At 38.5% G+C, this 12,298-nt stretch carries 12 protein-coding genes and 1 tRNA gene; 7 read left to right on the forward strand and 6 right to left on the reverse strand.

Features of this window, described 5'->3' with window-relative positions; translation table 11 throughout:
- Positions 1 to 483 carry a toxin-antitoxin system YwqK family antitoxin gene (locus tag ACFO5T_RS09095; RefSeq protein ID WP_380033756.1) on the reverse strand — a complete coding sequence of 161 codons (483 nt, stop codon included), beginning with the start codon at positions 481 to 483 and terminating at the stop codon, positions 1 to 3.
- A gap of 67 nt (positions 484 to 550) precedes the next feature.
- Here ACFO5T_RS09095 and ACFO5T_RS09100 point away from each other — a divergent pair, with 67 nt between their 5' ends.
- Together ACFO5T_RS09100 and ACFO5T_RS09105 are read left to right on the forward strand one after the other, a co-directional pair.
- Complete coding sequence (locus tag ACFO5T_RS09100; protein WP_380033758.1) at positions 551 to 1,666, forward strand: NAD(P)/FAD-dependent oxidoreductase; 1,116 nt, start codon at positions 551 to 553, stop codon at positions 1,664 to 1,666.
- Between the two features lie 44 nt (positions 1,667 to 1,710).
- Positions 1,711 to 2,169 (forward strand): 3-oxoacyl-ACP synthase, encoded by a 459-nt coding sequence (locus tag ACFO5T_RS09105; RefSeq protein ID WP_380033760.1) that lies wholly within the window; start codon positions 1,711 to 1,713, stop codon positions 2,167 to 2,169.
- Here ACFO5T_RS09105 and ACFO5T_RS09110 read toward each other — a convergent pair whose 3' ends face one another.
- The gene (locus ACFO5T_RS09110) at positions 2,170 to 3,111 is read right to left on the reverse strand and encodes an ABC transporter ATP-binding protein (RefSeq protein WP_380033762.1); all 942 of its coding nucleotides are present in this window, start codon (positions 3,109 to 3,111) and stop codon (positions 2,170 to 2,172) included.
- Positions 3,112 to 3,201: 90 nt separating this feature from the next.
- Here ACFO5T_RS09110 and ACFO5T_RS09115 point away from each other — a divergent pair, with 90 nt between their 5' ends.
- The 3 genes from ACFO5T_RS09115 to ACFO5T_RS09125 all read left to right on the forward strand — a co-directional run bounded on the left by ACFO5T_RS09115 (position 3,202) and on the right by ACFO5T_RS09125 (position 5,841).
- Positions 3,202 to 4,173, forward strand: a complete 972-nt coding sequence (locus tag ACFO5T_RS09115; RefSeq protein WP_380033764.1) for a type I phosphomannose isomerase catalytic subunit — start codon at positions 3,202 to 3,204, stop codon at positions 4,171 to 4,173.
- A gap of 77 nt (positions 4,174 to 4,250) precedes the next feature.
- Entirely contained in the window at positions 4,251 to 5,477 is a 1,227-nt protein-coding gene (locus ACFO5T_RS09120) for a metallophosphoesterase (protein WP_380033766.1), read from the forward strand.
- Positions 5,478 to 5,541: 64 nt separating this feature from the next.
- Positions 5,542 to 5,841, forward strand: a complete 300-nt coding sequence (locus ACFO5T_RS09125; protein WP_035327138.1) for a thioredoxin family protein — start codon at positions 5,542 to 5,544, stop codon at positions 5,839 to 5,841.
- Between the two features lies 1 nt (position 5,842).
- Here ACFO5T_RS09125 and ACFO5T_RS09130 read toward each other — a convergent pair whose 3' ends face one another.
- Both ACFO5T_RS09130 and ACFO5T_RS09135 read right to left on the reverse strand, forming a co-directional pair.
- Positions 5,843 to 6,508, reverse strand: a complete 666-nt coding sequence (locus ACFO5T_RS09130) for a polysaccharide deacetylase family protein (protein WP_380033769.1) — start codon at positions 6,506 to 6,508, stop codon at positions 5,843 to 5,845.
- 12 nt (positions 6,509 to 6,520) lie between these two features.
- Positions 6,521 to 9,826, reverse strand: coding sequence for a glycosyltransferase family 117 protein (locus tag ACFO5T_RS09135; RefSeq protein ID WP_380033771.1), 3,306 nt, complete (start codon positions 9,824 to 9,826; stop codon positions 6,521 to 6,523).
- Between the two features lie 256 nt (positions 9,827 to 10,082).
- Between ACFO5T_RS09135 and ACFO5T_RS09140 the strand changes: the two genes are divergently transcribed.
- Positions 10,083 to 10,155 (forward strand) — tRNA-Gln (locus ACFO5T_RS09140).
- A gap of 105 nt (positions 10,156 to 10,260) precedes the next feature.
- Here the strand turns inward: ACFO5T_RS09140 and ACFO5T_RS09145 are convergent.
- Both ACFO5T_RS09145 and ACFO5T_RS09150 read right to left on the reverse strand, forming a co-directional pair.
- Positions 10,261 to 10,608: a hypothetical protein gene (locus tag ACFO5T_RS09145; RefSeq protein WP_380033773.1), complete on the reverse strand. Its 348-nt coding sequence runs from the start codon at positions 10,606 to 10,608 to the stop codon at positions 10,261 to 10,263.
- 172 nt (positions 10,609 to 10,780) lie between these two features.
- Complete coding sequence (locus tag ACFO5T_RS09150) at positions 10,781 to 11,614, reverse strand: universal stress protein (RefSeq protein ID WP_380033775.1); 834 nt, start codon at positions 11,612 to 11,614, stop codon at positions 10,781 to 10,783.
- Between the two features lie 214 nt (positions 11,615 to 11,828).
- Here ACFO5T_RS09150 and rimP point away from each other — a divergent pair, with 214 nt between their 5' ends.
- The gene (gene rimP, locus ACFO5T_RS09155; protein ID WP_035327150.1) at positions 11,829 to 12,293 is read left to right on the forward strand and encodes a ribosome assembly cofactor RimP; all 465 of its coding nucleotides are present in this window, start codon (positions 11,829 to 11,831) and stop codon (positions 12,291 to 12,293) included.
- Positions 12,294 to 12,298: the final 5 nt, after the last annotated feature.

Consider the following 12,298-nt stretch of genomic DNA (forward strand, 5'->3'; position numbering starts at 1 on the left):
CTAGTAGAAAGAGATGTCTGGATTATCACGGCGAAAAGCTCTTACACTTGTCCATTCACCTTTTAATTGATTTGCTTCGTATTTTTCTACTTTGATGAGTTTGTTGTTTTTATAGACTAAGCAAAAACCTTCTTGCTCATTATTAACATATTGAGTTTTGCGTGTTTCTTGCCGCGCAATATCGTAAAAAATCCACCAATTTTGCGCTTTTCCCTGCTCATAATGCCCCTCGCGCACTAGTTTTCCGTGGGAATTGTAAAAATACCAATAGTCGGTTTTAAGGTTGTTTGCATAGTGACCTTGAGACATAAGCTCGCCATTACTGTGGTAAAATTTCCAGTACTTAATCTTTTGCTCACCCATAACCCAGCCCTCGGCCTTAATAGTACCATTGTTATGATACTCCTTATGGTAACTATTTGGTTCTGCTATAAAAAGCAGTTGGGTGGCAAAAATAAAGATGATAAAACCTTTGGTTGTCATAGCACCTTAGACGAGAGAAGTTAGAGTCACTAACACATAAAATGTATTTTTATACAAAAACAGATGTATGGAGTTTAGTTTTTGGGAGCAAGAAACGTGGTTTACTAATGTAGATTATACCGTAGTAGGAAGCGGTATTGTAGGGCTTACGTGTGCTTTACGCTTACGCGAAAGGTTTCCAAAAGCAAAGATACTCGTGTTAGAAAGAGGAATGCTTCCTAATGGTGCAAGTACAAAAAATGCGGGTTTTGCCTGTTTTGGTAGTATTTCAGAAATACTGGATGATCTAAAATCACACTCAGAAGATGAAGTCGTAGCGCTTATTAAAAAAAGAATAGAAGGCCTAACAAAACTGCGAGCGTTGCTTACTGATAAGAGTATCGACTATCAAGAAAACGGAGGCTACGAGCTATTTTTAAAGAAGGACAACAGTCTCTTTAAGCAATGTGTTGAAGCCATACCTACTATAAATAAATTGCTGTTCCCTATTTTTAAAAAGGAAGTATATAGCTTAAAATCAAATGACCTGCAATGTGATGGAATCCACGACCAAGTTATCTTTAATAATAGTGAGGGGCAAATAGATACTGGGCGTATGATGCAATCACTTTTGCAACTCGCTCAGTCTAAAGGAATCTTGATTTTGAACAATACAAACATAATTTCTTATGCCGAAAATGCTAGTGAAGTAACCGTTGTCACTAGCTCTGTACAGTTCAAAACAAAAAAGCTCCTCATTGCTACAAATGGCTTTGCAAAAAAGCTCGGTCTTAATCAAGTAAAACCGGCACGAGCACAAGTTTTGATAACTAATAAAATACCCGATTTGCATCTTAAAGGGACCTTTCATCTTGATAGAGGATATTACTATTTTAGAAATATAAATGGCAGGATACTTTTAGGCGGTGGTCGTAACCTCGATTTTACAGGAGAGGAAACCACTGTAATCGCACAAACAGAAGTCATACAGCAAGAGCTAGAACGCTTACTTAACGAAGTTATACTGCCACATACAGAGTTTGAAATAGCACATAGGTGGAGTGGCATTATGGGAGTAGGTAGCCAGAAACAGCCTTTACTTAAAAAATTATCAGACCACACGTATTGCGGGGTTCGGCTAGGAGGTATGGGCGTTGCCATAGGCGCTACTGTGGGAGAAGACTTAGCAAATCTTATTGCGTAGTGTAGGTTTATAATAGACTATTTTTACAGATCGTAATATCACCTATGACCCATCCTGAAATAAAAGAAGAACTTCTCAAATCTTGTAAAGAGCATCTTGCGCAACGCAGAGATGTGGTGCAGCAAATTCTAGATAATGTAGCAACTTCATTAAGAGAGGAGACTAAGAGTACAGCTGGAGATAAACACGAGACGGGCAGGGCGATGTTGCAATTAGAACGTGAGAATGCCGGCAAGCAACTGGCAGCTATAGAAAAACTAGAACAAATCTTTCTTAGAATAAAGCTTGATCTTTCAGAAGGTCCAGTGCACTTGGGTAGCGTTGTCGTTACCTCACAGGCATCCTATTTTATTTCTATTCCTGTAGGAGCTATAAAAGTAGATGGTCGCACTTTTTATGCAATAGGTATAGGCTCACCTATAGGTCAATTACTAATGGGTAAACGAGAAGGTGATGAAGTACGCTTTCGCGAAAGCGTAATAAAGATCACTACAATTTACTAGTTACTTGAGATTAATGTATGTAGTGTCTCCTTTAACAAGGTTGCTTTCAGAATTAAAAAGTATAGATTGCCCGTCACACAAAGCCTCTATCAAATAATGGGTTCCCATATAATAACTTCTGGTAATCTCAACCTTTATACCCTCTGGAGAGATTGTGAGCTGGTGTGGGTAGCGCAGTAGCTGCTCATCTTTTTGTGCATCTGAAAAAAAACATTGCTTAGGTAGCTTATTAAGATCTCCAAAAAGGGAGCCTACATAATACGAAGGAGGGTTGTCATATAGTTTTTGAGTTTGCTCGTGAGCGATTATAGTTCCATCTCGCATAACAACAGTCTTATCCATATATGATAAAACGTCTGTGCTGTCGTGTGTAGCAACTAGGCAGGTGATGTTTTGCTTTTTTAGGTATGCAAAGAGACGCCTGCGCAGCTTGTTTTTTCTAAAGTTATCAATGTGGGAGAATGGCTCGTCAAGTAATAGGAGCTCTGGTTCTTTGGCGAGTGTTTGTGCCAGCGCTACTCGCTGTTTTTGTCCGCCAGAAAGTGTTTTTACGTGAGCAGAAGCAAAGGGAGTCATTTCTACCACTTCTAGTAATTCTTCGGTTCTGGCCTGGCTAGTTTCTGGCTCTAGTCTGCTTAAGTATTTATGAATATTTTCTGTGACGGATGTGTAAGGCATTAGGTCAAAATCTTGCGAAAGATATTTGATATATGGCATCCCTGGGATAAGATTTTCTTCGGGACCAGTGACCTTTTTATTATCAAAAGTTATAGAGCCTTGGTCTAAATCATAAAGACCGTAAATCATTTGTAATAGAGTGGTCTTGCCACAACCACTCTCGCCTATAATAGCTGCGTGTGTACCCTTTTCAATTTGAAGTTGTATAGGTCCCACATTAAAGCGTTCAGAAATAGAAAATAAGACATCTGTAATTATAAGCATAGCGTTTACAAAAATACAGATCACGGGTAAGATATAAACGCAGAGAGCGACTTTAGTAAGCTATACGTATATTTGCAGTCTTATACTATTATGAATTTATACCCCTTATATTTCACTCCGCTTTTTAAATATCGCCTTTGGGGTGGTACAAAATTACGTACAGTTCTTCATAAAGAATTTGATGGAGATCATATAGGTGAGTCTTGGGAAGTTTCTGGTGTTACTGGCAGTGAGACTATTGTCTCAAATGGACCACTTGCAGGTAAAACCCTCAATGAGTTGATAGCTAGTTATGGTGCAGACTTTCTAGGGGAAGCAGTGATTGATAAATTTGGGAACCATTTTCCATTACTTATAAAGTTTTTAGATACAGAAAAGCCACTTTCGGTGCAAGTACATCCTGGAGATGCGATAGCAAAAGCGCGTCACAACTCTTATGGTAAAAATGAGATGTGGTATATTATGGATGCAGAGCCAGATGCAGAGATTATAGTGGGTTTTGAGAATGATACAAAACCAGAAGATTACACTAAGGCAGTTAGTGAGGGTTCTATAATCGATTTACTTCACAAGGAAAATGTTTCTAAAGGTGATATTATTCATATCCCTGCAGGACGAATACACGCAATAGGAGCTGGTATTATGCTAGCCGAAATACAGCAAACCTCAGATGTGACATACAGAGTGTATGATTATGATAGGGTGGATGTAAAGACTGGTAAGAAACGAGACCTACATACGGAGCAGGCTACAGATGTGCTAGATTATAACGGGTGTGAATATTACAAGACTCCTTATAAGGCTGAGCTTAACACTTCTGTTCCAGTTATAGAAGATCATTACTTTACGACAGCAGTGTTAGATTTAGAAGGTGAATTACTTAGAGATTATAGTCATCAAGATTCTTTTACCATACTAATGTGTGTGGCAGGAAGTACTTCTTTTATGTATGATGATAAGGCCTATGATTTTAAGCAAGGTCAGACAGTTGTGCTTCCAGCTAAGGTTGATACTGTACAATTTATAAGTGCCCGCGCTACTATTCTTGAAGTAACTGTATAGCTCACTAATAGTTAAAGAAAAGTGAAATACAGTATTGAGAGGTTGTGACCAGCTATTTTTGTTAAAATTCTTTATTTGTGCTTAGACTCATATTTTTTATTGCCTTTATTATTGCCCTAGATATTTATGCCTACCAAGCATTCAGATTCTTAGTAAAAGGAAGATGGGGTACGATACTATACTTTCTTATCACCTTATTTATAATAGGAGGGATGATTTATCAATTCTCTACAGGAGGTAGGCGCAATATGAGCACGCTTACACAGTTCTTTATTGTCTCTTTTGTGATTTTGATAGTTTGTAAGTTGGTCATTATCGCGACAATGTTTGGTGAGGATATATTCAGGCTTATAAAGGGAGGCCTCAATAAGCTTACTGGAAATACACAGGGCGGTGCAATTCCATCCAGACGTAAGTTTGTAAGCCAGATTGCACTGGGTCTAGCAGCGATACCTTTTGCATCTATTTTGTATGGTGTAATCAAGGGTCGTTATAACTTTAAGGTGCTTAAGTATACACTCAGTTTTGATGATTTGCCTGAAGCGTTTGATGGATATAAGATTACTCAAATAAGTGACGTGCATAGTGGTAGTTTTGATAATGCCGAAAAGCTAGACTACGCTATAGATTTAATAAACGAGCAGGCAAGTGATGCTATATTATTTACTGGAGATATGGTAAATAATGAGGCGGCAGAGATGGAGCCTTGGAAAGACACCTTTGCAAGACTCAAAGCACGTGACGGTAAGTTTTCTGTTTTAGGAAATCACGACTATGGTGATTACATAGACTGGCCTACGCCAGAAGCTAAGATTGCAAATCTTGATAGACTTAAAGAAATTCAAAAAGAGATGGAGTTTAAGCTTCTCCTTAATGAGCATCATTATATTGAAAAAGATGGGCAACGTCTCGCTATAGTAGGTGTAGAAAACTGGGGTGAAGGCGGATTTAAAAAAGCTGGAGATCTTAATAAAGCAATCTCTGGACTTGCTCAAGATGACTTTAAAATATTGATGAGTCACGACCCATCACACTGGGAGTATGAGGTAAAAGATCACCCAGAGCATTTTCACCTTACACTAAGCGGTCATACCCACGGTATGCAGTTTGGTATTGAGATACCAGGATGGTTTAAGTGGAGCCCTGTAAAGTGGCGTTACAAGTACTGGGCAGGTATTTATGAAGATGCAAAGCAATACATAAATGTAAACCGAGGGTTTGGGTATTTAGCTTTCCCTGGTAGGGTAGGAATCTGGCCAGAGATAACTGTTATAGAGTTGAAAAAAAGTGGTAAAAACGCATAGTAAGGAGAATATACTATCTTTACGAAGCTTGAAACCCCTGATTGTTTAATTAAAATTGTAGGGTATGTCAAAATTTGGTGAACTTATTGACCTTAATATTCCAGTGCTTCTGGACTTCTATACGGAGTGGAATGAAGACTCTGTCTCAATGCATCCTATACTAAGAGATGTTGCTGCGGCAGTAGGAGATAAGGGTAAAGTCATAAAAATAGATGTAGATAAGAACAATGAACTAGCAGATGCGCTACGCATCAAAAGCTTGCCTACGCTCATTATCTATAAAAACGGCGAGATGATATGGCGCCAGAGTGGTGAGCTAGATGCAAATACCATTATAGGTATTATGCAAGAATATGCCTCTTAGATTATTCTAACCTTCCAAAAGTAAAGTCCGCGTTTTCAAAATAAGCTATAGCGCGCGGTAGTGCATATTTCATATTTTTAAAGGCTTTTACACTGTCGTGAAAAACGATGATATCTCCATTTTTTGCCTTCTTAATTACATTATCAAGACACTGTTCTGGAGAAGTATGTGCATCCCAGTCAAAGGCAATCACGCGATACATTATAATTGTATAACCAAGTTTTTTTAAGACTCTAGCTTGCTTGCGTTTTATCTTTCCGTAGGGAGGTCTAAAGAGCGGCGTAGTAGGGGTGTTTATTGTCTTAGGCAGATATGTCGATATTTCCTCTTCGGCGAGCCTAACATTATCTATATATGCGTCTGTGTTTGTTTTCCAACCATTCAAGTGATGCTGGGTGTGGTTTCCTATGGAGTGACCGCTTTGGCATATGCGTTTAAAAATTTCTGGATGCTTCCGTACATTATCACCTATACAGAAAAAGGTAGCGGGAATGGGGTTTTTACGCTTTCGCGAAAGCGTATCTAAAACAAACTCTGTCACCTCCGGTACCGGGCCATCATCAAAAGTGAGATAGACCGTTTTCTTACTAGTCTTTTTGTCCCAAACATACCATTGTGGATATAACCACTTAAGGAATGCTGGGACTCTGGACAGTTTTAAGTACACGTGCTAATATATCTACTCCTCTATAATTGAGTCAGCATTAATCGCACCATCCGTTGCTGGTACAGTTTCTAATGGCGCTACTACAGCACCATTTTCTGGCTCCTCATCATCTCCTAGTAGATAGGGGAATGAGCGCATATAGTTGTCATAAATTTGAGCCTCTTTTTCAAAGAGTTCTCTATCATCATTTATGATAAGTAGGTCTACAAGGCTTCTATACTTCTCAATGTTTGTAAGTATCTCTTCGTAGTACTTGTATTGTAGCTCTGCATCTAGCGCGCTAAAGTATTTGAGTTGTTCTTGGTATTTTGCAGCTACTTCTTGCCATATGGCTTGAGCGCGCTGCTTTTCTCCTATCTCATAATAGCCTGTGATGTAAGGTTCAACCAGTGTGTAGAATTCAAAGATGTCTACTGGCATTTTTTCCATCGCGAGATCCATAACCTCTTTAGCCTTTTCTGGCTTATTTTCGGCTAGTAATTGCTCTACTAGACGTGCCATATTACCTCTGTAGGTAATTGCGTTTGTGCGCGTCTCACGATCGTGATAAATGTCTGGACTACCGCTATTACCCCAGTACCATTTCTTTACAATGTCATACATCTTATCTGCATCTACGCGACCCATATCATAAGGGTTACGAGGGTCTATAGGTGTGCGTATAGGGATGAGCTTGTAGGTAACACCATCTAGCTGCAGGTAATCCTTCATCCATAAGTAATCATCATCACCAAAGCTTCCACCCGTAAAGTAAATAGGACGCTCCCAGTTGTTACTTGCTATAATATCTAGCATAAGCAGTCTGTTTTTATAAAGCACATTGCCACTTAACTCGATGTCTATGTAAGGTACAATCTCATCTGCATCATCTACAGGGACAATCTTGTTTTTAAGTACAGACTCCTTATCTACTGGGATTCTTATTTTCTTGCTAGGGAAGGTATTAAAGAACTGTCCTTTTGCATACTCAACCTTAGTCCTTGGGTCGTCACTTGCGATAAAGTTCATCCATTGTGCGATTGGGATAATGGAGTCTTTGGTCTCTTGATAAAACAAGGCCTCTCTATTATCTGCCGCATACTTGTCGTGAGTGAGGGTGCTAGGCACCGGTGGACTTTTATAAGCTGCGCGCTTCATCTGGTCAAAATACCAGTCTGTGTTTATTAAACTTGTATTTACAATACGCACATCTGTACGATAGCCTTCTATCTCTTGTACATACCATAGGGCAAAGGTGTCATTATCACCTATGGTAAATATGATGGCATTCTCATCTACAGAGTCTAGGTATTTTCTAGCCATAGCTAGCGCTGTCTTTCTGCCAGAACGATCGTGATCATCCCAGTTTTGAGATGCTAGAAGTACAGGTGCAGCTAGTAAACATACTACAGCCACAATAGGCATTGCTATTTTAGGTTTTATAAAATCTTTTACAATATCAAAGAGGGCATAAACACCAAAACCTATCCACATTGCAAACACATAAAAGGAGCCTACAAGCGCATAGTCGCGTTCACGAGGTTCGAAAGCACGCTCGTTGAGGTATACTTTTAAGGCAAGGCCTGTAAACAAGAAAAACACGAGTAACACTGCAAAGCGCTTCCAGTCTTTACTTGCGTGAAAGAGTAGACCTAGTAATCCTAATAATAATGGTAAGAAGTAGTACGTGTTGCGTGCCTTGTTGTTCTCAACATCAGACGGTAGGTTTTCTTGCGGTCCTAAAAAGATACCATCCAGCCAGTCTATACCAGAAATCCAGTTACCGTTAAAGTCATCACCTTTACCTTGGATGTCGTTCTGGCGACCTACAAAGTTCCACATAAAGTAGCGCCAGTACATATACCCAAACTGGAAGCTGAACATATAGTTCATATTATCACCAAAAGATGGTTTTTCTACATCGAGATATTGACCTATCTGGCTTTTTAAGAAGGCATCATATCCCTCATAGTTTACTTTACCTTCTCTAAAGTCTATTTTGAACTGAGTTACGACATCTTGAAGATACTGGCGATCTTCTTCAGACATATTTGGGTCGTACTTAATACTAAACTTAAGTGGCCCTGTATACTGCATATAGTTTGCATTATTTTCTGGGCTCCACATTCTCGGTAAAATGGCACTATGTGCATCATCAAGATTTTGCTTTGCATTGCGCCACTGGTTTACAACTACATACTTGCCTAGTTTTTCATCTTTTTCATAAAGCTTTGGCTTGTCTAGGTAGGGCGTATCTGGATCTAGCCCTGCATAGTCTGCTGTAAACTGTGGTCCGTAAAACAGTTTTGTTTCTGGATACTGCTCACGATTATAGTAAGAGAGTAGTGATCGTGCATTAGAAGGATTATTCTCATTTATAGTTGTTCCTGCATTTGCACGTATAGGAAGCATCATCCAGCTTGAGAATCCTATAAAAATGTATAACATACATAACAGCATTGTATGTATGAGGGGTTTGTTACGCTTTCGCGAAAGCGTTAACCCATAATAAAACAATCCTACTAGAAGTAAGCCAGCAATAATAGTCCCACTATTAAATGGAAGCCCTATAGAGTTAACAAAGAATACTTCTAGGTATCCAAAAAGAGATAGAGTGTAAGGAAGCAGTAGTTTGAAAATAAACATCAATATGGCTACCACAATAACTAGCGCGATAAGAAGGTTTTTTGGGGTAACCTTTTCTGTATTTTTAAAAAAGTAAAGAAGACCTATTGCTGGTATGGTGAGTAATCCCATAAAGTGAATCCCAAAAGAGAGTCCCACAATAAATGAGATAAGTATGAGCCAGCGGTTACCACGGGGTTTGTGCATATCACGTTCCCATAATAACCCAAGATAGAATAGTAAGGATAGTACAACTGCAGCAGGTGCATAAACCTCTGCCTCTACGGCATTAAACCAGAAGCTGTCTGTAAATGTAAATGCTAGTGATCCTATAGCTGCACTTGCAAGGATGGCAAGCTGCTTAGTTTTTGTGAGAAGTTCCTTTTCTTCTGTGAGCGTTCTTGTAAGAAGCAAAGTAAGCGACCAGAACATAAACAGTATGGTAAATGCACTACTTAAACAAGACAGGTAGTTTACAGCAAGCGCTATATAAGTTGGGTCTGGAGCAAAAATAGAAACAAAGGCTCCTAGTATTTGATAAAGAGGCGCTCCTGGTGGATGGCCTATCTCAAGTTTTGACGAGGTAGATATGTACTCTCCTGCGTCCCAAAAACTAGCCGTAGGCTCTACGGTAAGAGAATATACTATAAGGGCAATGGCAAATACGGTCCACCCTAAAATCTTATTATACTTCGCAAAGTTGAAGTCGCTCATTATGTTATATTTTGTAAAGGGACGAAGTTAAGCAATACCCCTGATTTGTGGTAACGTAGTGGTGGCATTAATTATTTCATAAAAATGAATGTTTGAAATTTTAACAATTATGCTCTGAGATTCATTTATAGCTGGTTATCACGAGTTTTCAGGGCCATCACAAACATTTTTTTAAAAATGAGTCATTTTTTTTTAAATAATGTTTGTGAATGTAAAACTTTCCTTTAAATTTGCACTCGCTATTGAAAAAACATAGTGGCCTATGGTGTAATTGGCAACACGTCTGTTTTTGGTACAGAAGAGTCTAGGTTCGAGACCTAGTGGGCCAACTTAAAAACCCGACCTTTTATTAGGTCGGGTTTTTTTATTTCAATAATCACGAAATAAATTGGGGAAATTAATCGGTTATTCGTGCGGCTTGTCTGACAAAAGGTCTATGCAGACAGTGGCTGTATCACGTGGTAATAAGTGAGCATATTTTTATAAAAGCGTAATGAGCTATGCGTATCTTCTATACACGACTTTAAAAATTCATTAAATCTTCTGTAATCTACAGGGACTTGAACGCGTGCAGTCTCTTTAAGAGCACTGTCTACCATTAATTCAAGGATAACAACTTGATTTTGTGGTTCAAAATGTACTGCCTCTGCTTGGAAATATTTTTTAATAAGTGCTTTGTGAAGACTTGTAAAATCTACAGGTTGGCTAGGGTGTGATTTGCAACTATAATCTATAAGATTATGCAACTCTGTGAGAACGGTGTGTTTTAATGATCTGTTCATAACCAATATTTTGTTTAAAAGTACTCACATCTCTCTTTGTAAAATCGTAATAAAATGCTAATTAGCAATTAGTTAACACATTTATGTGGTGTAATTACGCTTTCGCGAAAGCATAAAAAAACACCTTCATAGTGAGTGAAAGTGTCTTGATGTATAATAATTAAGTATTGATTTAAATTCTAAAAGTAATGATGGGTCTTTTGGCGTGGTTTACAAGCCCCTCGCTTAGGGAGCCGTTTAAAAAATGAGAGAGTCCTTTTCGGCCGTGAGTGCCTATGCCTACAATTCCTGCATTAATCATTTCGGCAAAATGGAGAACCCCACTCTCAACACTATTGTCATTATAAATATTGAGTGAGTAATTTTTAATGTCTGGTTCTTTTGCCATAAATTCTTTCATTACCTCTTCTATGTCGTGTGTGGTCTGGAAGTTGCTCGGGGTATTTACGTAAAGCATATGTAGTTTTATGTCGCTATCTTGAGCAAAAGCAGCTGCTTTTTTAAAGGCAGTATGATTTTCTTCTTTAAAATCACATACATACACAAACTTGTCTAGTTTGAACAATTCGTGCTTTTGTTTAATAATAAGAACGGGCACTTTTGAGTTTCTTACTACTTTCTCAGCATTAGAGCCTATAAAAAATTCGTGTAAGCCACTATCGCCGTGGGATCCCATCACGATTATGTCTGATTCGTATTTGTTTACGTAGTCCATAATGCCTTCAAAGGCTCCATCAAACTCGGCAGTTTCTTCTACAGTGATACCATCTAGATATGGAGCATTCATCATTGCTTCAAATTTTTGATGTGCGAGTTTCATAAAGAAAATAGCTTCTGGTAAATCGCTTTGTTGTCCAGACACAGCATCTACCAGTTGCATAGGTAAGTCTACCATATGAAGAAGGTTTATGGAGGCCTTGTGTCTCCTTGCAAGATCTGCTGCAACTCTTAGGGCATTTTCGGCCTGTTCTGAAAAGTCTGTGGGTACAAGTATTTTTTTGATCATAAGAGCATAGTTTATAGTTAAACAATACCATAGTGCTATGCCTTGCGGGCTAGTTATATGGCTTTAAATACTTTAAAAGAAGGGTCTCTTAAATCTACAAAATAATAGGGAGCTATTAAGGCTTTTAATAACGGATAATTTATAGTATATTTGCACCGTTGAAAGACGCAGTGAATACAGAGGGGACAGCGGTCCCCTCTTTTTATAGGCTTATATGTTGAAGGAAAAAGTAACCAATTTACTACAAGAGGCACTGGATGAAAATCCTAATTTGTTTTTGATTAGTCTTGATATTCAAGGGAATAACGAGGTTAAAATTATCATAGATGGAGATGATGGTGTAAAGGTAGAAGATTGTATTGCAGTGAGTCGCAAGGTAGAGCATAACCTAGATAGGGAAGAAGAAGATTTTTCTTTAGAGGTAATGTCTGCTGGTGCTACAAGCCCTTTGGCTATACCTAGGCAGTATAAAAAGAATGTAGGAAGGCATCTTGAGGTTAAGAAAGAGGATGGGACAAAAATCGAAGGATTAATGACCGATGCTACAGATACAGATGTAACGCTCACTTGGAAAACAAGAGAGCCAAAACCTGTTGGAAAGGGGAAAGTCACTGTTCAAAAGACAGAAACGATTTCTTATAGTGAGATAGTGCAAGCAAAAGTGATGATTAAATTTTAACAAAA

The sequence above is a fragment of the Dokdonia genika genome (assembly GCF_042652845.1).
In the GTDB taxonomy this organism is placed as follows: domain Bacteria; phylum Bacteroidota; class Bacteroidia; order Flavobacteriales; family Flavobacteriaceae; genus Dokdonia; species Dokdonia donghaensis.